This window comes from Flavobacterium jejuense (genome assembly GCF_006491595.2).
Taxonomy (GTDB): Bacteria; Bacteroidota; Bacteroidia; order Flavobacteriales; family Flavobacteriaceae; genus Flavobacterium; species Flavobacterium jejuense.
In genome coordinates, this window is record NZ_VEVQ02000015.1 from 16,434 (window position 1) to 39,761 (window position 23,328).

Annotated in this window: 20 protein-coding genes; 8 read left to right on the forward strand and 12 right to left on the reverse strand. The window is 29.9% G+C overall.

Translation table 11 applies throughout. The features are described from left to right. Positions 1-126: 126 nt before the first annotated feature. The 10 genes from FIA58_RS17710 to FIA58_RS17755 all read right to left on the reverse strand — a co-directional run bounded on the left by FIA58_RS17710 (position 127) and on the right by FIA58_RS17755 (position 12,533). A complete protein-coding gene (locus tag FIA58_RS17710; RefSeq protein WP_140964033.1) occupies positions 127-567 on the reverse strand; it encodes a DUF4844 domain-containing protein in 441 nt (146 codons plus the stop codon). A 53-nt stretch (positions 568-620) separates the two neighbouring features. Then, positions 621-1,523, reverse strand: coding sequence for a DUF6892 domain-containing protein (locus tag FIA58_RS17715; RefSeq protein ID WP_140964034.1), 903 nt, complete (start codon positions 1,521-1,523; stop codon positions 621-623). Between the two features lie 148 nt (positions 1,524-1,671). Next, the gene (locus tag FIA58_RS17720; protein ID WP_140964035.1) at positions 1,672-3,120 is read right to left on the reverse strand and encodes a serine hydrolase domain-containing protein; all 1,449 of its coding nucleotides are present in this window, start codon (positions 3,118-3,120) and stop codon (positions 1,672-1,674) included. A 519-nt stretch (positions 3,121-3,639) separates the two neighbouring features. Next, complete coding sequence (locus tag FIA58_RS17725; RefSeq protein WP_140964036.1) at positions 3,640-4,680, reverse strand: phytase; 1,041 nt, start codon at positions 4,678-4,680, stop codon at positions 3,640-3,642. 52 nt (positions 4,681-4,732) lie between these two features. Beyond that, entirely contained in the window at positions 4,733-7,594 is a 2,862-nt protein-coding gene (locus FIA58_RS17730; protein WP_140964037.1) for a TonB-dependent receptor, read from the reverse strand. Between the two features lie 166 nt (positions 7,595-7,760). Further along, positions 7,761-9,314, reverse strand: a complete 1,554-nt coding sequence (locus FIA58_RS17735) for a tetratricopeptide repeat protein (RefSeq protein ID WP_140964038.1) — start codon at positions 9,312-9,314, stop codon at positions 7,761-7,763. A gap of 249 nt (positions 9,315-9,563) precedes the next feature. Beyond that, positions 9,564-10,088, reverse strand: a complete 525-nt coding sequence (locus FIA58_RS17740) for a hypothetical protein (protein ID WP_140964039.1) — start codon at positions 10,086-10,088, stop codon at positions 9,564-9,566. A 39-nt stretch (positions 10,089-10,127) separates the two neighbouring features. Further along, entirely contained in the window at positions 10,128-10,787 is a 660-nt protein-coding gene (locus FIA58_RS17745) for a hypothetical protein (RefSeq protein ID WP_140964040.1), read from the reverse strand. A gap of 19 nt (positions 10,788-10,806) precedes the next feature. After that, positions 10,807-11,328 carry a GNAT family N-acetyltransferase gene (locus FIA58_RS17750; RefSeq protein ID WP_140964041.1) on the reverse strand — a complete coding sequence of 174 codons (522 nt, stop codon included), beginning with the start codon at positions 11,326-11,328 and terminating at the stop codon, positions 10,807-10,809. Positions 11,329-11,357: 29 nt separating this feature from the next. Beyond that, positions 11,358-12,533: an erythromycin esterase family protein gene (locus tag FIA58_RS17755; protein WP_140964042.1), complete on the reverse strand. Its 1,176-nt coding sequence runs from the start codon at positions 12,531-12,533 to the stop codon at positions 11,358-11,360. A gap of 231 nt (positions 12,534-12,764) precedes the next feature. Between FIA58_RS17755 and FIA58_RS17760 the strand changes: the two genes are divergently transcribed. Beyond that, on the forward strand, positions 12,765-14,645 hold the full coding sequence (locus tag FIA58_RS17760) for a glycosyl hydrolase family 8 (RefSeq protein WP_140964043.1): 1,881 nt from the start codon (positions 12,765-12,767) through the stop codon (positions 14,643-14,645). 329 nt (positions 14,646-14,974) lie between these two features. Next, positions 14,975-15,385 (forward strand): hypothetical protein, encoded by a 411-nt coding sequence (locus FIA58_RS17765; protein ID WP_140964044.1) that lies wholly within the window; start codon positions 14,975-14,977, stop codon positions 15,383-15,385. 71 nt (positions 15,386-15,456) lie between these two features. Here FIA58_RS17765 and FIA58_RS17770 read toward each other — a convergent pair whose 3' ends face one another. Then, a complete protein-coding gene (locus tag FIA58_RS17770; RefSeq protein ID WP_140964045.1) occupies positions 15,457-16,224 on the reverse strand; it encodes a carboxypeptidase-like regulatory domain-containing protein in 768 nt (255 codons plus the stop codon). 6 nt (positions 16,225-16,230) lie between these two features. Next, positions 16,231-16,560 (reverse strand): hypothetical protein, encoded by a 330-nt coding sequence (locus FIA58_RS17775; RefSeq protein ID WP_140964046.1) that lies wholly within the window; start codon positions 16,558-16,560, stop codon positions 16,231-16,233. A 415-nt stretch (positions 16,561-16,975) separates the two neighbouring features. Here FIA58_RS17775 and FIA58_RS17780 point away from each other — a divergent pair, with 415 nt between their 5' ends. From FIA58_RS17780 to FIA58_RS17805, 6 genes are all read left to right on the forward strand, one after another. Beyond that, the gene (locus FIA58_RS17780; protein WP_140964047.1) at positions 16,976-17,302 is read left to right on the forward strand and encodes a hypothetical protein; all 327 of its coding nucleotides are present in this window, start codon (positions 16,976-16,978) and stop codon (positions 17,300-17,302) included. Between the two features lie 86 nt (positions 17,303-17,388). After that, positions 17,389-19,032 carry an acyl-CoA carboxylase subunit beta gene (locus tag FIA58_RS17785; RefSeq protein WP_140964048.1) on the forward strand — a complete coding sequence of 548 codons (1,644 nt, stop codon included), beginning with the start codon at positions 17,389-17,391 and terminating at the stop codon, positions 19,030-19,032. Between the two features lie 16 nt (positions 19,033-19,048). After that, on the forward strand, positions 19,049-19,327 hold the full coding sequence (locus FIA58_RS17790) for an RDD family protein (protein WP_140964049.1): 279 nt from the start codon (positions 19,049-19,051) through the stop codon (positions 19,325-19,327). A gap of 177 nt (positions 19,328-19,504) precedes the next feature. Further along, the gene (locus tag FIA58_RS17795; RefSeq protein ID WP_140964050.1) at positions 19,505-19,747 is read left to right on the forward strand and encodes a hypothetical protein; all 243 of its coding nucleotides are present in this window, start codon (positions 19,505-19,507) and stop codon (positions 19,745-19,747) included. A gap of 90 nt (positions 19,748-19,837) precedes the next feature. Beyond that, complete coding sequence (locus FIA58_RS17800) at positions 19,838-21,466, forward strand: S41 family peptidase (protein ID WP_140964051.1); 1,629 nt, start codon at positions 19,838-19,840, stop codon at positions 21,464-21,466. A gap of 188 nt (positions 21,467-21,654) precedes the next feature. After that, on the forward strand, positions 21,655-23,322 hold the full coding sequence (locus FIA58_RS17805) for an RluA family pseudouridine synthase (protein ID WP_140964052.1): 1,668 nt from the start codon (positions 21,655-21,657) through the stop codon (positions 23,320-23,322). Positions 23,323-23,328: the final 6 nt, after the last annotated feature.

Consider the following 23,328-nt stretch of genomic DNA (forward strand, 5'->3'; position numbering starts at 1 on the left):
TAGAAAGGCTGTATAATGTTTAGAGTGTCATTTTAAGATTGCTACTGACCCTCAATGATGGAATTCCAAAACTAACGATAGTAAATATAAAATTATTTTGAATAACTGCTGTTATGTAGGGCGTTTTTATTTTTCTGTTGGGTCAAATCCGTACATAAAATTATTCAATTGTCCATCTGAATTTTCAAGTCCAACAATATCCATTAACTCTTCAAAGTAACTACAAATTCTTTCTCTATCTTCTATGTCGGTTTCTAAATAAATACTACCAAACCTCACCAAACCTTTCTCTATTACATCTTGATAATCTTTGTTGGTAGCGTTTCCATTTCGGGCAACTTTTTCAAAATCTTCGGCAACCAAATTAATCTTTTCAGTTAAAATTGATTTTAACTTTTTGTCTCCAATTCCAGGGTAAAGGATTTTCATGTCTTTCAAAAACTTTTCTTTGTTTTTAAATTTTTCAAAATTCTCCATCGCTTTAATTGGTGTTTTAATTTGACTTTGCCCACAAGATGTAAACAAAAAAAGTGTTATTCCTAAAATTATGATTATTGTCTTTTCCATGCAGATTCTAAAAAAATGTCCAATAATGTTCGCATGTTTTTGTAGCCAGTTCTTTATAACCATTCTGATTTTATTCCCATGTTATTCAATTCATCAAGTACATTTTCTTTAGCATAGCATAATGTTGCCTTTTTCAAGTTAGGAAATTGTTTTACATCTTTTACTGTTTCAATGTCCCAATAATCTTCCCAACCTTCACCAAATCGCAAAAGTTGCATATAAATATCATTTCCTCCATCTTGATATATTTCTGTTACTTCGCTAGCTAAACTTTTGGGAATGGGTAAATTTTTAAAATATTGAGTCACCTCTTCTATTGGGTCATAACCTTCTTTCTCAAGGTCAATATCTCTTTTAGGATACCAAATGACAAATTCAAATAAGTCAAACTTAGGTGTAATCAATTCCTTATTATACATAAGTTCTTGAATTATGGATAATTTAAAACCAAAATCTGAAAATTCAATCTGTTCTTCATTTAACTCCTTAATAATGTACTTATCTTTAGGTACTTCTTTAATTGAAGAGCCTTTAAAAGCAGTTATTTCAATTGCTTCAATGCTGTTTTCATTAGAGTCGAACCAAACACTAATATTATTTAGAACTAAAGCTCCAGATGAGTCACCGTTAAAAAGCTTAATTCTCTTGTCCTTATTTGTTTCATAATAGTTTATAACTTCTTCATTATCGAAATAAAATTGTCCCTTAAAAATCTGCTTAGAACTAAAATCAAAATCCCCATTTTTTAATTCTAGAGATAGACTTTCTATCAATTCACCATTTTTTGAGTAAGCTAAAATTCCTAATTCATCCCAAGTGTAAATTGTATTATATTTTTTTTTATTAACTCTTTCTGCAGCTTTTAATGTCTTTTTTAAGATTTCAACTTCAATGGGAAAACTTAATAAAACATTGTTAATTTTAAATTCGTTTTGGGATAGATTTAATGTGATCATCAGTTTTTTTTAATTGGCTTCAATGTGTTTGTATAAGAATAGTAGCCGATTTCGGGCTTTATTCCTGTCAGGTTGCAATAGCAATAACCCTTGAATTTACTACTGAAGCGGCTATTATTTTTATATATTGTTATGGGCAGTTTTTGATTTACCATCCAAAAGCAACAATTTGATTACTTTCATTAAATTGAAAGTCAAAACATGGAACTAAATCGACAACTTTTCCATCTTCCGATTCCAAAACAATATCGTAGCTCATATCCCCATACTCTAAAATATGTTTCAATTGATATCCCAAAAACTCTTTTTTCATGTCCTTAATCCACATTTTGAATCTTTGTTCTCTTTCTTTACTAGCGACATGTTCGTTGACGAAATCATCAATGTGCTCATCATCCGTCAAAATTAATTTTACAAACTGATGTATGATATCAAGTTGTTTATTTGCAATATCGGTACTACCATGTTTTATACTTTTCATTTTGGGTACAATGGGTGTGTAGTCTTTCTTAAAAAGTAATTGCTCTATTTCCCATGCTACAATTTGAGTATCGTATCTTAATTCATTTGTCATATATATGATTACAGTGTTTTCTTCTGGTAATTGTAGGAAATCGGCATAAAAAACACCATTTGAGCCATTGTGTGCAATAATTTTCGTATTTCTATCACTATTCATTATTGTCCATCCATATGCATAATGTGAATCTCCTAATTCATTTTCTTTTACGTATGGAGAAGTGAGTTGTTCAAATGATTTTTTGGAAATAATTTTGTTTTCTTTTAAAGCAATGTACCATTTATACAAATCAAAAGGATTAGAAAGTATTCCTCCATTTCCTTTTAAATGCCATGATATGTTATTTGAATCTGCTTTCCATTTTATGAGGTGAGTTCCCCAATCTTCTCCACATTTATAACCGTGAGCAATTTGGGTCGTATTCCATTTAGGGAAAAGATAACCGGTATGTTTCATACCTGCTTTTTGAAAAAGATTTTCCTGCAAATAGGTTTCGTAATCTGTTTGCGTAACTTTTTCAATTATCATAGCCAAAATACTGTAACCCACATTGGAATAATTATACTGTTTCCCTAGTTCAAAATCTAATGGTGAATTGTAAAATTCACTTAAAAACTTCTTTTTTGAGATGGGAACGAAATCCACTCCATAACCCAGATTTCCAACTATTCCTGCTGTGTGTGTCAGTAATTGATGAATAGTAATATTTTGCTTGTCCTTAGGTACGCCTTCAAAAAATTTATAAATAGAATCGTTTACCGATAATTTATTTTCTTCTTGTAATTTTAGAATAGCGGTTGCTGTAAACTGTTTTGTTAATGAACCCGTTGTGAAAATGGTTTCTTCCGTTACAGGAAATTTCTCAGTTTTGTTTCTTAGTCCAACTCCACCAGAGTAAAGTATATCTCCATCTTTGGCAACTAAAATGCTTGCTGAAAGTCCATTTTTATTACACTCGTCAATATAGAATTCAAGTCTTTTTTCCAACGAGTTCTTTGTGCTGTTTGAGTTGGTTTTGTTTTTACAAGAAACACAAAGAGTTAGAATTATAACTATTATTGAAATGTATCTTTTCATTGTCTGTTTAAATTGTCTATAACAGTAAAGTGTATGATTTCGTTGCGTGTTTAAGCACAAAAGTTAGCAAATAAGCACAGATAGAAAATCCGCTAATATTTCGTAAGTAGGCTCAAACAGCAATGAATTATACACATAATTTGCCACAGTTTTTTGCAATTTAGTTGAGCATAGCTTCCTTATTTTGTATAGATTTATTCAGCTCCTATTGTTTTTATCTTTCAAATCTAAACTATTCTTTTCATCCTTGCAATACATATTAATACGAATTTATACTTAATAATGGGTAAATAATTTACAAAAGGATTTTTTATGGTTTGTTTTGTTTGTTTTTGCTTTTATAAAAATTAAGAAGTTCTTTTCTTAAATAATAATTTTTGTATTAAGATTTTTAAGTATTGCAAAATAGAGGAATACAAACTTGTTTGTAAAGCGTTTTTCTTTTTTGATTTGGTATTTTGAATAAACAAAAAAACTGTCTAAGTAAATAGACAGTTTTAAAAAAATCAACAAAATATGTTATTTTGAAGTAGTTGCAGCTATAATTGCAGCTTCAATTTTTTCAAAATCATACACATAAAAGTTTTTAGCATCGTTCATGGCTACAAATATTCCTTTTGGAAATTTACTACCTAAAGGCGTTGTTACTACATCGCAACCATCTGTTTCTAGTGTGGTAAGATTAAGCGCGGTTAGGTATTCATTTGTCTCTCTATCAAAAATATTGAATTGTCCTCTTTGTTGGTCAGATACTATGATATAGCCTTTTTTACTTGTTGTTTTTGCTATGGCAATTCCTTCGATATCACTTTCAAATTTACCTATTCCAAAAACAGTTATTTCTTTATTTCCTTTTTCTGGTTCTGCATGGTATTTTTTTACGCCATGTTGTTCGTCTGAATAATAAACATAACCCATTTCGTTATCTACAGCGATAGCTTCAATTTCCTTTTTACCGCTAAATTTTCCAAATTTTCTAACTAATTTTAAGTTTGTTCCTTCTGTATTTGCTACTAATTCATATTGGTACAAATAATTTTCTTTAGGTCCTGTTTTTCTACCTACTATAAGGTATATTTTTTGGTTTATTGGAGAATGATAAATAGCAATTCCCATTGGTGCTTTGAATTCGGGATTTGTTTCGTCTTCAAAAACTTTAAATCCACCGTTGTCTAAAGGTCTCATATCTGGGACTGAAAACACACGTACTTGATTCTTTTCTCTTTCGGTAAACGCAATGATATCTACTTTTGTAGAATCGCTAGTTGCAAAACCATAAGTTAAATCTACATTATTAGGTCTTTTAATGTTTCTAATGGTTTTGTCTTCTATTATTTTTCCATCTAAATCGAAGGCATATATTGCTCCATTTGTTTCTTTATCGGTTCCAAAAATGATACTTTTTGAAGCGTCTTTTGGGTTTATCCAAATGGCTGGATCATCTGTATCATTAATAGTCGTTTCTGTAATAACATCTGGTAGAATAGGTGTTAGTTCTGTTGCTTTTTCTTGACAACTGTATAATGCGATTACTGTTATTGTGTATATTATTTTTTTCATTTGTATTGTATTGGAATTAGCCTTTAGAAAAAAGGTTCTTATTTTTTATTATTTAATAGATGTCATACTTAAGTCCAAATGTTAGTCGTTGTCCATAATATTCCATTTGTTGCGTGCGTGATCTAACCGATTGGAAATAACGTAAAGGCTGATTCGTAATATTTTTAAGTTCGCCAAATAGTCTTAGTCTTTTTGATAGTATTACTCCAAAATTGAAATCTAAGAACAATTGTTGATCATAATAGCGATCCTCAAAAGCATTCCCTCCTATTTCATCGATGTACGCATCTGAAAAATTAGTTGAAAAACGAGCATTGAATACTTTATCTGCATATCCTAATGAAGCATTTAACATATTAGGAGATGTATTTGGTAAGTCTAAATCTTGACGCTCTTCTCCATCTTCATTTCTTATTCCTTCTGCTTTAGAAGTTAAAAATGTATAATTTACATATATGCTTAATTTTTTTGCAAAACTAGGTAAAAAATCCAATTGTCTTTGAAAACTAAACTCTGCTCCTAGTATATTTGCTTTTTCACCATTTAAAGGTTGATATACTCGATAACCTATTGTTCCAGAACCATAAAAATCTGAATTAATTTTTGATTGAAATTGGTACACAAAATTATCGATTTCTTTATAAAAAACACCTCCAGAAAGAATCCCTACATTTTTGAAATAATACTCTCCTAATATATCAAAGTTCATTGACGTTGTAGGTTTTAAATTGGAATTACCTACAAAAATTTCTTCGTCACCAGACACTACGTCTATTGTTGGAATCAAATCTACATAATTAGGTCTTGCTAAAGTATTAGTCCAAGCAAAACGTAGTACTGTATTTTTATTAGGTGTATATCTAAAATGTACTCCTGGTAAAACATTCGTATAGTTGTTCTTTTCTGTTATTGTTCCTACTAAATCTTCCTCATTTTCAATTTTATTTCCTGTAGCTTCTAATGCAGTAGCTTCTACTCTAACTCCAACTAAAGTTTGGAAGTTTTCTGTTATGTTTTGTGTGGTCATTACGTAACCCGCCCAAACATTTTCTGTTACATCAAAATTAGCTCTCAAAAACTCTCCTGGCACTGATTCTCCGTTTATTAAGTTCAATTTTCCTAACCAATTTGCATCGATAAAACCTCCTGGTTGATATTGGCTTCCTGCTAAAAAATCATCATTTGAAAGATCTTTTAATCCTGTTAAATTCATAGTTGGATAAACATTTTCTAAATCATATTCAAAAAAATTATTATCTCTATTCTTGTTTTTAAACCTTCCTCTTGCTCCAAATTTAATTTTACCATTTTCGTTATCAAAAAAGTTAGCAGGTAATTCAAAATGTGCAAAGAAATTGACATCTTTCTCTTCGGTGTATTGATACTGTTCGGTTATTTCACCGAATTCAAAACTTTCAAAATCATTTTCATCTGTTGCAAATTCTGCATACATTAAAGGAAATTCAGAGTCTGAAAAATCATTTACTACTGAAAATTTTGTCTTGTATTTTGCATAGCGTTCATTTTTCCTTTCTTCTGAAGCTTTAGCATAGGAAACCATCCAATCAGCTTTTAGTTTTCCAAAAAAGTGCTTTCCACCTAACGAGTAATTTTGCATTCTTTGATCTTCTAAACGTCTACTTTTGTTTCTATTATTGTCTATTCCTCCTTTTGTTTCTCTGGAAACTTTAGCAGGAAAACGAGAAGGTACACCGTTTGTTATGGTAAAATCGCCCATTTCTATATCTTCAGCATCTTGCATTTCATATTTTACACGATATCTATTTTCTCTGTCATCTCTCCAATTGTACATTGATTTGAAGTAGATATTATGATTGGGATTTATTTGATAATCTAAGTTAGCTGAAAAACTTCTTCTTACTCTTTGTACCAAATATTTTCTAATTTCAAAACTGTTCGTATACGGATTTACTGCTACATCATCAAGAATAGGGTCACCGTTTGTATCGTCTTGACCTGTGTAGTATTCAAATTCGTCTGACCAAGTGGCTTCTACATTATCCGAACCAAAATCGGTATCATTTACAGAAGCAGAAACCATCCATCCGAATTTTTTATCTTTTGTTCTATCTCCTACTAAAAGTGAACCGTTTAAAATTCTTTTGTTCGTTATAAAACTTATTCCAGAACCAAAAGTACTTGACAATCTAAAACTTTGGGGAGCTGTTGCTGTTACTAAATTTACCGAACCTCCAAGTGCATCAGCATCCATGTCTGGAGTAACCGCTTTAGTTAATTCTATAGTTTGAATCATATCAGATGGAATTAAATCCATTTGTACATTTCTATTATCTCCTTCTGCTGATGGAATTCTACTTCCGTTTAAAGTTACTGAGTTTAATTGTGGAGATAATCCTCTTACAATTATATTTCGAGCTTCTCCTTGATCTACCTGCATGGTAACACCCGAAATACGTTTCATAGCATCGCCTATATTAGCATCAGGAAATTTACCTATTTGATCTGTTGAAACTACATTCGTAATATTGATATTGTTTTTCTGTGTATTTAGGGCTTTGGCTTGACCACTTAAACCATAAGAAACTACTTCAACTTCGTTTAAAAGTAAACTTTTTTGTTTCATCTTAATAGTTAGTGTTGTTGTTTTATTTTCCAAAACCTCAACTTCTTGTATTATATCTTCATAACCTAAAAAAGAAATTTCCAATTTATAATTTCCTGTAGGAATGGATAAAATTGAAAAATTTCCGTCAAAATCTGTAATAGCTCCTTTTTTTAAGGATGCAATACTCACATTTGCTCCTGGTAAATAAAAGTTGTTTTCATCGACAATGTTTCCAGAAATAGAGCCGTTTTGTGCACTCATTTTTAGTGTTGCCATCGTTAAAAACAACGTAACAAATAGCCATTTAAAAAGGTATTGGTTTTTCATTTTGTATAGTTTTACATTCAGGACAAATGTAGTATTCATAAGGGTTTCATTATTTTTCAACAAGGCAACAAAGAGGAAACAAGTTTTTTTTAAAAGGCTACAACAAGGCAACAATAACACTTTCCTTACATTAAAGTAACACTAAGAAAAAACAAGTGTTTTTTATTTATAATTCTAGTAAAAAAGCAACTAATTCTTTCTTAGAATCTATAGGTAATTTTTTTCTAAATCGATGTCTGGCTACACGAACACTGTCTGGTGTAACTCTTAAGATGGAAGCAATTTCTTTTGAAGATAAATTAAGTCGTAATAGTATGCCTAATTTCAATTCGGCTGGTGATAAATTTTCTGTTGCTATTTTAGATAGTTTTTTAATAAAATTAGGATGAATCTCTTCGAAAAATACTGCAAACTCTCCCCATTCATTTTCTTGCTGTAATGCAAAATCAATCTCGTTGAAAACCTCTTTTATTTTAACTTCAAAAAGATCATTTTTTCGTGCTACTATGTTTTTTAATTTTAAAGAAAGTTCAGATAACATTTTGTTTTTTTGAGCGATATGTAAGCTATAGCGAGAAAGTGTTGCAGTTTTTAATTCTAAATCGCGTTGCAAGTTTTTCTCTTCAATTTCTTTTTTTTCCAACTCGATTTTTAAAGCTTGTTGTTTGTAGTTTTGAATTTTAATACTTGCTTTTCTTTTCTTTCTATAGTAACTAAATACGATAAAAGTTATTACTAAAGAAGATGCTGATAAAACTATTACTAAGTTTTGATTAGCCATATTAGTTTTATGCTGTTCTTGTAGTAACTTTATCTGGTTTTCCTTTTGATTGATTTTAAAATCGGCTTGTAAAAGATTGACTAGGTTTTTGTTTTCATTCGCAATAGATACCTGTTTGTATTCTTCTGCAATTAATTTATATTGGTATGCTTTTTCATACTTACCAAGTAATGCATACGCTTTTGCCAAATCTTTATTAGCACTCTCTAATAAATGATTGTCGCTTATTTTTGTGGCAATTTCAAGGGATTGTTTCGTAAAATCTATCCCTTTTTCTATAAATCTTTTTTTTCTATAAACATCTCCAATATTGTTTAATACGCTTGCTTTTTCTTTAGAATTAGCATTCTTTAAAATAGCTAAGGCTTTTTCGAAAAAGAGAAATGCTTTATCAAAATCTAACAAATCTTCATAAATACTGCCAATATTTTCATATACGATGGCAATTTCGAGACTATCTTTTACAGGATTAAAAAACAATAAACTCTCATTTTCAAATTGCAAGGCTTCTTTATATTTACTTTGTTTTTCTGCATTTGCTCCTAATAAACTTAATGCTTTTGCCTGTCCTTTTGCGTATTTTATTTCTTTCGAAACGACTAATGCCTCTGAAAAAAAGGTTTCTGCTATTTTATACTTATACATAGTCTTATTTACACTGCCTATTGCATTATTTATAAGTACATATAAAGTATCTTTTTGTTTATTTTGAGTAATTTTTAAAGCATCATTATAGTAGACCAAAGCATTAGCATATAAACCATAGTTGTTATATACTTCACCTAATTCCAACATTTTAACAGCAATCCCTTGCTTATTTTCCTTTTTAATTTCTAATTCTAAAGCCTCTTTTATATTTTGTAATTGATGAGATACAGGTTCATTTTGTGCAAAAAGAGAGGTGGTAAATAGTAGCAGTAATATAAAACGACTTATCATTCTTAGTGATTGAAATTAACTTACAAATGACCGTGTTCTATATTAAGTTAAAATGAACTAAAAGTTATTTTTTAATTATAAAAATAGGTAATCATACATTTACATAGATTAATAATTACTCCTTATTTTCAAAGTTTACTCTGCAACATTAAAATTTTCAAATAGAATTCCTTTTTCTGTTATTTTGAACACAAACTAAATTAGATGTTTTTCTTCTTACATATAATCAGAATTTCTATGATCAAAGTACTATTTATATCTTAAGAAATGGTTATTAAAATTGAATACAATTGATACTTGATGTTTCCCAATTATATCCGAAAACGGTTCATTATTTGTAGAAATACTATATCCATAAAACATATTTACATCTCCAAATAATCCTAATCCTATTTTTGGAATGATTACCACATCTTTTTCTTGAAAATCGGTTTGATATTTTACTTCTAGTGCTACATTAATCAAGTTAGCATTGGCTTCACAACCCATTTTTAAGGCATAAAGATTGCTTTCTCTATTTGGAAACCATTCTAAAGCGGTATAAAAATCATTTGAAAAAAATCCTGTATCACCATAAGTACATTTGTGCAGTGCTAATCCTATTTCAGTGAATAGTTTTTTTTGTATTCCACCTCCTACTCTAATAGAAATTTGTTTTTCTGATGTAAACTGACGACTATAAAGTAAAGGCCTTATACTATCTTGTTGAGATTCTTGTCCAAAAACTGTAAACCCTGTAGAAATAATGATGATAAACAAATATCTTTTTATCATTTTATGCTTGATTAAACTTTTAATTTCAAATGTAGATAATTATTCCATAATCAATCCTCTTTTCTTCAATCTCATTTTACAATATTCCGATTTAAATTTTAGCTTCTTTTTATATTGATAACTATTTATAATATTGTTTTTCAAATTAATTTCTGTTATGATTGGTTGATTTTCTATAGTGTTTTCTAGTAAAAAAATAATACTGTCCTTTTTCCAAAAAGCCTCTTCCACCCATTGTAAAGATCCTCTAAAACCAATTCTATTGACTGTTTTATTTTCAATATCGACCAAATTAATTTCTTGATCTGGTGAAAATACAACTGTTTTTTCATTATCTACAAGCCAATTATAACTATCAAAATCTATATACTTATCTTTTTTAGCATTGAATACTAAAAAATCAGTATAAATAGTGTCATATTCTTTATCAAAAACACCATAAACAGTACCTTTTACAACTCTTAAAGAATCAGTACTTAAAAAAGTAAAACTTTCTAATGAAAAATTAACCTCTCTATTATTGTAATAAACAAACCATTCTTTTAAACTTTCATTGTCTTCGTTATTTAGAGCAAGCTTCTTTTCCTTTATTTGATTGCTTTTCCCATCTGAAATGGCTTCGTCAGTTTTATTTTCCTTTGGTTCAAAACAAGAAATACTTAAAAAAGAAAACAGAAATAAACTGATTGATTTATTCATACACATGACTATTAAAAAGTTAAATTGCTTTTAACAAAACTTTCTCATAGGCTTTTCTAGCACTTCCTCTAAAATAGACTTCTCCGCAATAAACATAACCAAGTCTTTCAAAAATGGCTAACATTCCTTTATTATCAAAATTGGTATCTGCTTTTACACTATAAATATTATTTTCTAAAGCAAATGTTTCAATAAAACCTAACATTATTTTAGCTAACCCTTTACCAAGGTTTTTTTCAGCAATGGCTACTCTGTGATACACAACAAAATCAGAATTGGTTTGCCATTTCCCTACTATTCTTTCATATTCTGGTTCGTCATTTATTAAAACAGCTGTATAACCAATTACTACTTCTTTTTCCGTTAACACAAAACCATAACCGTTTTCAATATCATTTTGTATCACTTTTTGGTTCGGGTAACCATCTTGCCATTGATTACTACCTTCTTCTTTTCTTCTTTGTATGGCTTGTTTTAAAATTTCCCATATTTGAGGAATTTCGGTAAGTGTTGCTTTTCTAAATTGGTAGTTCGATTGCATAAGTTTTTTTATTTTTAAATATAGGGTATCTACAACTTCTTGATTTCAAAAGACTCCACTTCTTTTATCAAAACCAATGCATCCATAACTTCCCAAAGTTGCAAAGTCAAAAATGAATGTCCCATAAATCTAGAGGCTAAAACTTTGTCCATAGGATAATCTGTTTCTTTTGTAATATACACTGCTGGAGCCTTAAATTCTTGATTTATTTTATATTCAATACTGTTTTCTGCAGCTTCTGGAATATGCTTTGGTTTATTCTTGTTTAAATAATTGTATTTTGTACCCGATAACGCAGTGTAGGCAATATAGAAATAGTTACTCTTAAATTTCTCCGATAGTTTATGTCCAAAAGTTATGCGATTATTTTGAAAAAAGGCTCCTTCAATAGCATTCGGATTTTTTAATAAATGGGTACTTGATCCAAAAAGAATAATTTTTTCATTTGGAAATTGAGATTGAATAAAATCTACATTCAAGGCCATTCCTATATCTCTTTTGTTAGCACCATAAGTTACAATTTCGGGGTCATTGGTGAACAAAAAAATCATATTTTTAAGGGCTTCAGAAAAGAAATAATCATTCTGAGTTTTAGGATTAAAAGTAGCCAATATTTTTTCTGAATAAAAAACAATCTTTTCTTTTACCTTTTTATTATTACGAAATAAAGCTTTAAGAGAAACTATATTTGCTTTTTTAATATACTTAATAAAGTCGTCTTTTTCCTCCTGAGAAAGTGAGGTTATTCCTTCTAAATCTTCAGCAATATTTTGAGCAAAACTAACTCCTGAAAAAGCAGGATCAAAACCTATAAACTGTAATTCATTTCCTTTTTTATTTTCTGTATAGATGAAGGAATACAATTCTTCCATCTCTTTAGCATTCAACATTCTGTACATGGCTTTTTCATAATGCGAAATGTCTTTATCTTTAATAAAAAGTTGATGTGCCTTGTAAAACTCATACATATTTCCTTCAATAGCAATCACTTTAAATTCCTTTTCCTTTACCATTTTTTTAATCAAATCAATACGGTATTTTGTGATGGTACTTTCTTGATGAGTTGGATCACCTAAACCAACTATCGTTACATTTTCAGGAATTGAATTTACAATCGTATTGTTAATCTCATAACTTTTTTCTTGACTAAAGACAAAAGGTATTTCCAACAAGAAAAAATATAAAAGAAAAGTAAAGTGTTTCATTTTAATAATTAAATTCTGATTTAGGAGTAAAATTAAAATAAATGAAATCAGGTGCAAAAGTCTTACGAAAACTTTAAGATTTATTAAGTAGTTAAATCTATTTAATGAGTGCTAATTAAACCACTTTACAGTTTTTTATTTAAATAAATTTACAGTTTTACTATAAATACATTAACACGTTTTCTGATTTAAAAAAAATACCTTTACAACAACAAACAAATAAACAAAAACATGAAAAACCCAAATCTAAGAATTAGGATTTATTTCCTAATTCTATTCACTTCAGTGTGTTTACCTTCTTTTGCCCAAACACAACCATTTCCTGCAAACAAAACCTACTCTTTTGGCCTTATGCCAACTAATAGAAACGCTCAGGACGCTATTGCCAATTACAACATTTGGAAAACAAATTTTTTAGAACAATGTGGCAATGGTCGTTATCGAGTTAAATTTGATAATCCTAGTCAAACTGTTTCTGAGGGCATTGCATATGGCTTGTTACTTACAGCTTATACTGGAGAAAGATCAATATTTGATGGTCTTTGGAATTACTATAAAGACAACAGAAATGCTGCAGGCCTAATGAACTGGAAAATTAATGGTTGTAATGGAGGAGCTGCTGGAACTGGTGGAGCTACTGATTCTGAAGTTGATGCTGCTATGGCTCTTATTGTAGCTGATTATCAATGGGGTTCTGCTGGTAATATTAATTATAATAGTGATGCTAAAACTTTAATTAATGCTATAAAAACTCATGAGATAGAAGCTGGTACTTTTGTACTAAAACCCGGAGAATTTGGAGGCAGCTCAATTACCAATCCTTCCTACTTTGCTCCAGCTTATTTTAGAAAGTTTGCTTCTTTTATGAATGATCCATTTTGGAATACTGTAGCCAATAAATGTTATGAAGTAATCAATAATAATCTTTCTGTAAACAATGCTTCAGGTGGTTTAGTATCAGACTGGTGTACTGCATCTGGCAATCATTCCAGTCAAGCAAGTGGTTATGCTAATGGCGGAACAAAGTATACCTATGATGCCGCACGTACTCCTTGGCGAATTGCTGTTGATTATGCTTGGCATGGAGACAATCAAGCAAAAACATATTCTAAAAAATCTTCTGATTTTATTAGAGTTACTAAAAATGGTTCACAAAATATAGTGGATGGTTATAACCAAAACGGAAGCAACTTTGGACAATATCACAATTCAACTTTTGTTGGTGCTTTTGCTTCTGCTGCTGTTGCAGGTGAAAACCAATCCCATCTAAACAATTCTTATTCTGATTTAATTGGAATTAGCGAACCTTATTCTTATTACAATCAAACTCTTAAAACCATTTATCTATTTTTTTTAAGTGGTAATTTTTATTTACCAGGTTCACCAGTAGTAAATCCACCTACAAATACTGGTATCGTTAATGGAGCTATATATAAAATTATAGGTAAACAAAGCGGAAAAAGTGTCGATATAATGGATGTTTCCAATGCTAATGGTGCCAATATTCAACAATGGTCTTATGGTAGTGGTGACAATCAAAAATGGAGAGCTGAAAGTGCAGCTAATGGAAATTGGAAACTAATTAGTATATCTAGTGGAAAATGTCTGGAAGTTGGTGCTTATTCAAATGCAGATGGAGGAAACATACAACAATGGGATTATGTAAACCATAGCTATCAACAATGGAATATTGAATCGACAGGTGACGGTGCCTATAAGGTAATTAATACTGGAAGTGGAAAAGCTATGGATGGTGCAGGAACTACTGATGGAGCCAATATTCAACAATGGTCTTATGGTGGTGGTGATAATCAAAAATGGCTCTTTGAGCGAGTGGATGGTGTGGCTAGAAAAATAACTACTGCTATTTCTGAGAAAAATAGCTTTAAAAAACTGTTTCCAAACCCTACAAAAGGTTTAACTTCACTAGAAATAAATGCTATTACCACTATTCAAGTATTTGATGTATTAGGAAAGATAGTCTTCCAAAAAGAATTCTCTTCTAATGGTATGATCACATTAGATTTAAATTATTTAAAAACTGGAATTTACATAGTAAGAACTATTTACAACGGAAATTCTACATCTCAAAAATTAATTATACAAAGATAGTTTCCCTTTCTTAAAAGTTTAAAGCCAGTTCTGCCCTAGAAGTAAAACTGGCTTTTTATTTAACCCCATTCTATAATTTAAGCTTTATCAATAAATTTTATTTTTTATTCAAAAAAATAAAATTTTAACTAAAATGAAGTATTTTTATTACCCAAACCAACTTAAAGTTATTATTTTAATATTTTCTCGTTTTACTTTTTAGTTATTTGTTGATTTTTACATTTATCTTTTTAGTTATTTATTTTAAAATCAGTGCTTTCAATATCCTTTATTTGAATTAAAAGAATTAATTTTGCACTCCGAAATCCGTATATTAACCAAAATCACCCATGAGAAAAAATTACATGTTACTGTTAACTATGCTTTTAGTAAGCATTACTGTTTATTCACAAGATATTGATTTTAAAAAAGGTAAAATTTTAGCTGACCATAAAAATATTTTCAATTTTGATAAAAGGAAAATGGGTAGTGAAATTTCTATTTTTAAATTAGATACCACAACCGAAGTGATCTATATAGAAATAAACAACAACAACACTATCTCTTTTTTAAATGATGATTATGTAAGAATGGTTTTCCCAAAAAATGATGTAACCATAGAATCTACTTTGTTGATCAATAAAAATTTCAAAGAGATTATTCAATTATTATTTATGAATAATGTAATTGATTTTGATGGCAATATAAATGCTGAAAATTTAGAACTTTTTAGACAAAGACAAAATAATAGAAAAATATAGTTTAGAACTTAGGTTACTTAATTAATTCGGAAAGCACCTTACTATTTTAATTAGCAAGGTGCTTTTATTTTTTATTTCCTTCTAAATACATTTCTTATTTTATACCATATTCTTTTATGAAGTGGTGCTTTCACCCCAACTGAGAAAACTATCAAATCAACATTCTCTTCTGTAAATTGAACGTCTATATTTCTATTTTTGATGTCTTCAATAAAAAGCTTGTCATAACTTAAAACTATTTCTTTATAACCTATATATCCAAATGATAACTGGAAACTATCTTGGCTTTCCAACACATCAGTTATGTCTAATTTATAGAAACCATCTCGATCAGAACTTGCTCCCTTTTTAGTGCCTTTGATAATTACATAAGCTCCTGGAAGTGGTACTTGCTTTTCATCAGTAATAATACCAGAGATAACTGTTTTTTCTTTTGGAATAATAGTATCTTGACTATGCTTTTGTAAAATTGTTTTTGGAATAGTATCCAGTTTCTTATCCGTTTGTTCAATAATAACTTCTGCTTTTTTTTCTTGACCAAAGTTACTCCAACTTAAAAAACTAAATATCCCAATATAAAAGGCTCTCCAACTAATTTCTTTTCTTTCTTCAATCCCTTTTGAAGGAAATTCCAGTTGGTCTTTTCTATACAAACCACAAACTTTTTGCTCTGAAAAAATGTGCATGTGAGCAATTTTTGCATCCGTACTTTTCCTAAAATCAATAATTGTATTGTTGCATTGTAAGCACAATCTTCCTTTTTCATTTTCAGGCATCTCTTCCCAATACTGATGGCATTTTCTAACATTGGAAAGATTTATTTTGGTTATGGTATTCATGATTTTTTATTTAGTACACTTTACAAAAGTAAATGTCTCTTTTTCATTAGATAAAACAATTTTTAAAGATGAATTCTTCTTATAAAAATCATAAAATTCTTTTTCAGTATGACAATCATGTTGAGCAAAATAAGGTGTCATCCATGTTAAACTATACTCATTTTCTCCCCATTTTTCTAGTTCAAATTGAGCACTAGCTTTAAAGACTCTATCACTAAAAATTACCTCTGTAGAATTAAAACTATCAAAATCTAAACTTAATTGTTCATGATTAGATATGATTTTAAAGACTACTACATCTGCTCCAGGATTTTTACAAATAAATTTAATTTGCATATCTACAATGCAATTTTCAACCTTTGTTTCTTTACAGCTTGTAAATAATAGAAGAGTTAAAATCAAAAAGATTGAGATTCGTTTATTTTCAAAAATTATATTCATTTTATCATTAGTTAATCTGTAATATTAGTATAAAGAAATAACTTTTCTAAATAACAAAACTTTCCGCACATAACCAATCTTTATTTTTACTTTATCTCTTTCTTTAAAAAGGATTTCTTTCATCCAATTTACTTAAAGAAACATACTTTCAAACTCAATTAATTTACTTTAAGTAATAAAATAATTACCTTTAGTAAGTTTTTAAATACTAAAAGTAAAATTAAACACAATAAAAGTTATTTATTATAGTATAAAAGTATTATATTTATTACTTAAAGTAAATACTTACAGTATTAAAGTAAATAAATATATGAAAAAAGGGAGAAACAATATCAGCACAGGTAAATTATTGAGTGATTTTATCTCAAAAAACAAAATAAAGAAGTCAACATTAGGTAAAACCATTAATAGAGACGGTGTTTCAATCCTAAAATATACGCAAAATAGCAGTATTCAAACCGGTATTTTAATTGAACTGTGCTATGCTTTACAACATAACTTCTTTCAAGACATAGCCAATCAACTGCCAGATACTTTCTCAGTGAACGAACATAAAAAAGAGGAAATAGCAACGTTAAAAGAAGAAATTAAAGTTTTACAAATTCAAAATGAGTTATTAATGAAGTTGAAGTCTTGAATTGACTTTTCACTATTCACTATTTACTTTCTCTTTTTCTTTTCGTACTTTAGCGAACCAATAAAAAATACAACAACAAACCATACATGGACTTAAATTTCAACAAAAACGAAGACCACAATAAACTTTTAGTTTCCGATTTAAAACAACGTTTTGCCCAGGTCAAATTAGGAGGCGGACAAAAACGTATCGATAAATTACATGCAGAAGGTAAAATGACTGCACGTGAACGCATTGATTTTTTACTAGATGACAAAGCAAAGAGTATTGAAATTGGTGCTTTTGTTGGTGATGGTATGTACGAAGAACATGGCGGTTGTCCTTCTGGTGGCGTAGTCGTGAAAATAGGCTATATCCAAGGCAAACAATGTATAGTTGTAGCCAATGATGCTACTGTAAAAGCAGGAGCATGGTTCCCTATTACTGGAAAAAAGAACTTAAGAGCACAAGAAATTGCTATAGAAAATAGATTACCTATTATATACCTTGTAGATTCTGCAGGAGTATATTTACCCATGCAAGATGAAATTTTCCCAGACAAAGAACATTTCGGACGCATTTTCCGTAATAATGCAGTGATGAGTAGTATGGGAATTACCCAAATTGCAGCTGTAATGGGAAGTTGCGTTGCTGGTGGTGCTTACTTACCTATCATGAGTGATGAAGCTTTAATTGTGGACAAAACTGGGAGTATTTTCTTAGCAGGAAGTTATTTAGTAAAAGCAGCTATTGGAGAAAGTATCGATAATGAAACGCTTGGCGGTGCTACAACGCATTGTGAAATTTCAGGAGTTACCGATTTTAAAGCCAAAGATGATGCGGATGCTTTAAATAGAATTAAAAGTATCGTTGGGAAAATAGGTGATTTTGACAAAGCAGGTTTCAATCGTGTGAAAGCCCAAAAACCAGCTTTAGAACCAAAAGACATCTACGGCATTTTACCAAGAGCTAGAAACGAACAATACGATATGATGGAAATTATCACTCGTTTAGTAGATAATTCCGAATTTGACGAATACAAAGCTGGTTATGGTCAAACCATTATTACTGGTTATGCTCGTATTGATGGTTGGGCTGTTGGAATTGTTGCCAATCAACGTAAGATTGTAAAAACAACAGCTGCAAAAACCAAACCTAGTGAAATGCAATTTGGTGGTGTTATTTATTCTGATTCTGCGGATAAAGCGACTCGTTTTATTGCCAATTGCAACCAAAAGAAAATCCCTTTAGTCTTCTTACAAGATGTAACTGGATTTATGGTAGGAAGTAAAAGTGAACATGGAGGAATCATTAAAGATGGTGCCAAAATGGTAAATGCGGTTTCCAATTCTGTAGTGCCAAAATTCACTGTAATTATTGGAAACAGTTATGGAGCAGGAAACTATGCGATGTGCGGAAAAGCGTATGACCCAAGATTAATCTTTGCTTGGCCAAGTGCAGAATTAGCCGTTATGAGTGGGAATTCTGCTGCTAAAGTGTTAATGCAAATTGAAGCTTCTTCGCTAAAAAAACAAGGCAAAAAAGTAGATGAGAAAGTCGAACAAGAATTATTTGATAAGATAAAAGCCCGTTATGATGCTCAAGTGTCTCCGTATTATGCAGCTTCACGTTTATGGACAGACGGAATTATTGATCCGTTAGATACTAGAACTTGGATTTCTATGGGAATTGAAGCAGCTAACCACGCTCCTATTGAAAAACCTTTTAATTTGGGAGTGATACAGGTTTAAAAAAAAAAATATATTTATGATTGAATATAAATTAGCAACAAGACGGGAGCGTTTTGTTGCCTTTCTAGTAGATGCTACTATAGGGGTTCTTCTTTTTTTAACTTTCTATTATTTTTGGGGAGACAAAAGCGATTCTGGTGAGATCAGTGTCACTGGCTTGCCTGCTTTTGTTCTTTTTCTGTTAAACTTCTTAATATGGCCTGTATTAGAAGGTTTTAACGGACAAACAATTGGCAAAAAACTTGTTGGGTTAAAAGTAGTAAATGATAATTTTAAAGACATTTCTATGGGATAAGCTTTTATTCGTTTTTTTGTTGGAATTATAGATTTCAATTGTCTTTTAATTGGTCTATTTGTTTCTTTAGGCAATAAAAATAAAAAAAGATTGGGTGATATGGCAGCAAAAACAATAGTTATTGATGTAAAAAAACCTATTTTTTTAAATTAAAGTATAAATGAATAATTATATAAATTGCAAAATAGCTTATTCAAAATATTCTTAACAATACTGTTTGGTTTTCTAATCTCAGTTATTTTATATCATTTATTTACTATTCTTTTTATTAAAGAAAATGAGTTTGGCTATGACAATCGTTTTCCAAAATTAAAAGGATTATGGAATTATTTATATGATGGGTATCATTATGAAGCTACCCATTTAAATTTATTGCTTACTTTTAGTTTAGGATTAGTATTGAGTTATCAATTGGTATAATTTATTTTTAAAAAATAACATTCAGTAAAATGAAACTTCATACAACCTTTTCAAAAACAAAGTCGTCTATACTAGTATAAAACAAATAGAATGAAACAACGAGTACCGTTTAAAAGAAATTACTTCTCAGTTATAAAATTAATAACGAACAAAAACCTTCTTTTATGTTTTACCATACTACTTATTAAATGCGGTTCTGTTTCAAAACACAATGCCAGTTTATTGGAACCTATTTCTCCAAAAGAATTGCAAAAAGATGTCGATTATACTTATCGAAAATTGCAAAAAATGCATCCACAATTATATTTATATATTGATAAAGAACAACTCGATTTTAAATTTGACAGTTTAAAAAAATCCATAAAAACTCCTTTAACTAGTTACGAATTTTATACTAAATTAAGTCCGGTCGTCGCAGAAATTAAACAAGGACATACATTTACTTATCCTAATGTAAAAAAATATACTAAAGAAGAAAAAAAACAATTACAAAAAGAAACTGGTTGTTTTAGTCAATTTAAATATGAAATCTTCAATGATAAATTGTATATCATTGAGAATAATTCGAAAGTAAAAGCCATTCAAGTGGGTGATGAAATAACACAAATTAATTCGAAACCAGTTGATAGTATTTTAAAAGCATACAAAGCGCGTATTACTTCAGATGGCTACAATACTACTTTTCAAGATAAAATGATTGCAAGACGTTTTGGAACTTATTATTCATATAATAAAGGTGTTTTGGACAGTGTAAAATTAGAGCTAAATAATGAGGCTACATTTTGGATAAAAAGAATCAAGAAAGATACTATTGCAGCAACCTCTAAAAAGGATTCAAAAAAACTAACTAAAATTGAAAAAGATAGTCTTATAAAAATCAATAAAGAAAAAAGTAAATACGGTTATAATAAAGCAACTAAGAAAAACAATCGAACACTTACTTTCATTGAAAAAGACAGCACAACAGCATTACTAAGCATTAAAGGCTTTACCATAGGAAACTTTAAAAGATTTTATAAAGAAACATTCGAACTCCTAAAAAAGGCAAAAACCAAGAACTTAATCATCGATTTAAGAAATAATTTTGGAGGGCGGTTAACTGAAATTGATGATTTATATAGTTATTTAACAACGGATTCCACTTATCAATTTGTAAATCCTTCTCAGGTTACAAAAAGAACGAGTCTACTAAAAAATGATTACTTCAAAGGATCCAAACCTATAAGTTATGTTGTAAAAGGGATACTTTCTCCTATTTATTATTCCTATATGTTTTTTAAAGTGCGTAAAAATGAAAAAGGTGGTTATTACGTAAATTTAAATGCAAAAGAGAAGAAAGCTAAAGAAAATAAATTTGAAGGAACTGTTTATGTATTAATTAATGGAGGAAGTTTTTCCGCTTCCAGTATTTTAGCTACAAAATTAAAAGGCACTAATAGAGCTACATTTATTGGAGAAGAAACAGGTGGAGAATACAATGGAACCGTAGCTGGATTTATGCCAAAAATAGAGCTACCTCATTCAAAAGCACAAATAAGAATTGGACTTTTATATGTAAGTGCTCTAGAAAAAACAACCGTTAAAGGACATGGTATTTATCCAGATGTAACCATTGTACCAACAATAGAAGACCGTATCAACAACAACGATCCAGAACTGAATTATGTTTTAGATGATATTAAAAAATCCCAAACAGAAGAGGTTGTAAAGTTGGAGTAATTTATTTTTGGAGCACAAAAATAGTTCTTCGGTAGAAATCTATTCCCGCTATCCGTTATATCTTTTCTTTTTTTAAAAGAAAAGGATATCACTTCTATCGGGGCTATAAAAGTCATTTTAAATTTCTAGACACTATTCTAATTAGCAAACGAAATTAAGTAAATAGCAAATTTACCTATCTTTGCGCCATGTTAAAGACCTACTTCCAAGAATTCAAAACCGATATTTCAAGTATTTCCTTACCTGAAAAATTTACTTTTCCTTTTTATTATGAACCGCATGAGTTAAGTATTCTTTCGGCAAAAGAATTGCAAAATTATTTAGAAAATCAAACTGATTTTGAACATAATTTTGGGTTACAAGAAAACCAAGAAGGTTTAGTCATCGGAAAAATGTTTGGGGTTTTGGTTTGTCAAAATCAAGAAGGCAAACTAGGATATTTATGGGCTTTTTCTGGAAAATTAGCTGAAAACAATCATCATCATTATTTTGTGCCACCCGTTTTTGATATGCTACAACACGATGGTTTTTTCAGAAAAGAAGAAGAAGTTTTAAATAGTATAAACCGTGAAATTGAACAACTTAAAAAATCTGCAGATTATTTATTAGCTAAGGAAAATTGGGTTGCCACCCAAAAGAAAGCTACAGAAGATATTCAAAATCAAAAAGATAGAATCAAAGCTTTAAAAATATTGCGTGATCAAAAAAGAAATGCAATTCCAGCAAATGGAACTTCGGTTGAAGTAGAACAATTGGAATTGGAATTATCAGAGGAAAGTAAAAAAGAAAGTATTTTGTTAAAAAAAATGACCAAATACTGGAACTACCAAATTGAAAATGCACAAAAAGAAGTAGCCATTTTCACTGATAGAATTTCTGAATTAAAGGAGTTTCGCAAACAAAAATCAGGAGACTTACAACAACAATTATTTGACAGTTATTCCTTTTTAAATAAAGATAAAAAACTAAAAAGTGTGGGGCAAATATTTGACAACAACCCACCAGCTGGAGCTGGAGAATGTGCTGCACCTAAACTTTTACACTATGCTTTTCAAAACGATTTAAAACCCATTGCAATGGCTGAATTCTGGTGGGGACAATCCCCAAAATCAGAAGTAAGAAAGCACAATCATTTTTATCCTGCTTGTCGAAGTAAGTGCGAACCTATTTTAGCCCATATGCTAGAAAGTGTTCCAATGGATGATAATCCGTTTTTAGAAAACCCAGCAGAAGGAAAAGACATTACAGTAGTTTTTGAAGATGACTATTTGGCTGTCATCAACAAACCCGCAGAATTCCTTTCTGTTCCTGGAAAAAATGTAAAAGATTCAGTGTACCAAAGAGTGAAAGAGTTATACCCAAACGCTACTGGACCTTTAATCGTGCATCGTTTAGATATGTCTACTTCAGGATTATTACTCATTGCCAAATCGGAAGAAGTATACAAAGACTTACAATCGCAATTTATAAAACGAACCATTCAAAAAAGATATGTAGCACTTCTTGAAGGTATTGTTCCTCATGACGAGGGATTTATAGATTTACCCTTACGAGTAGATTTGGACAACAGACCCAATCAATTGGTTTGTTACGAACATGGAAAACCAGCACAGACCAAATATAAAGTTATTGAAAGAAAAGAAGGCAAAACACGCATTCACTTCTACCCTATTTCTGGTCGAACACATCAATTAAGAGTACATGCTTCTCATTCCTTAGGCTTAAATTGCCCTATCATTGGAGATGATTTATATGGTACAAAATCTAATAGATTGCATTTACATGCAGAAGAAATTACATTCAAGCATCCTGTTTTGAAAGAAAATATTACTATTTTTGAAGCAGCTGAATTTTAGTGTAAC

Bases quoted from the DNA above. Each gene is read 5' to 3' on its own strand.
- FIA58_RS17710 (WP_140964033.1), bottom strand. From the start codon at position 567: ATGGAAAAGACAATAATCATAATTTTAGGAATAACACTTTTTTTGTTT.
- FIA58_RS17715 (WP_140964034.1), bottom strand. From the start codon at position 1,523: ATGATCACATTAAATCTATCCCAAAACGAATTTAAAATTAACAATGTT.
- FIA58_RS17720 (WP_140964035.1), bottom strand. From the start codon at position 3,120: ATGAAAAGATACATTTCAATAATAGTTATAATTCTAACTCTTTGTGTT.
- FIA58_RS17725 (WP_140964036.1), bottom strand. From the start codon at position 4,680: ATGAAAAAAATAATATACACAATAACAGTAATCGCATTATACAGTTGT.
- FIA58_RS17730 (WP_140964037.1), bottom strand. From the start codon at position 7,594: ATGAAAAACCAATACCTTTTTAAATGGCTATTTGTTACGTTGTTTTTA.
- FIA58_RS17735 (WP_140964038.1), bottom strand. From the start codon at position 9,314: ATGATAAGTCGTTTTATATTACTGCTACTATTTACCACCTCTCTTTTT.
- FIA58_RS17740 (WP_140964039.1), bottom strand. From the start codon at position 10,088: ATGATAAAAAGATATTTGTTTATCATCATTATTTCTACAGGGTTTACA.
- FIA58_RS17745 (WP_140964040.1), bottom strand. From the start codon at position 10,787: ATGAATAAATCAATCAGTTTATTTCTGTTTTCTTTTTTAAGTATTTCT.
- FIA58_RS17750 (WP_140964041.1), bottom strand. From the start codon at position 11,328: ATGCAATCGAACTACCAATTTAGAAAAGCAACACTTACCGAAATTCCT.
- FIA58_RS17755 (WP_140964042.1), bottom strand. From the start codon at position 12,533: ATGAAACACTTTACTTTTCTTTTATATTTTTTCTTGTTGGAAATACCT.
- FIA58_RS17760 (WP_140964043.1), top strand. From the start codon at position 12,765: ATGAAAAACCCAAATCTAAGAATTAGGATTTATTTCCTAATTCTATTC.
- FIA58_RS17765 (WP_140964044.1), top strand. From the start codon at position 14,975: ATGAGAAAAAATTACATGTTACTGTTAACTATGCTTTTAGTAAGCATT.
- FIA58_RS17770 (WP_140964045.1), bottom strand. From the start codon at position 16,224: ATGAATACCATAACCAAAATAAATCTTTCCAATGTTAGAAAATGCCAT.
- FIA58_RS17775 (WP_140964046.1), bottom strand. From the start codon at position 16,560: ATGCAAATTAAATTTATTTGTAAAAATCCTGGAGCAGATGTAGTAGTC.
- FIA58_RS17780 (WP_140964047.1), top strand. From the start codon at position 16,976: ATGAAAAAAGGGAGAAACAATATCAGCACAGGTAAATTATTGAGTGAT.
- FIA58_RS17785 (WP_140964048.1), top strand. From the start codon at position 17,389: ATGGACTTAAATTTCAACAAAAACGAAGACCACAATAAACTTTTAGTT.
- FIA58_RS17790 (WP_140964049.1), top strand. From the start codon at position 19,049: ATGATTGAATATAAATTAGCAACAAGACGGGAGCGTTTTGTTGCCTTT.
- FIA58_RS17800 (WP_140964051.1), top strand. From the start codon at position 19,838: ATGAAACAACGAGTACCGTTTAAAAGAAATTACTTCTCAGTTATAAAA.
- FIA58_RS17805 (WP_140964052.1), top strand. From the start codon at position 21,655: ATGTTAAAGACCTACTTCCAAGAATTCAAAACCGATATTTCAAGTATT.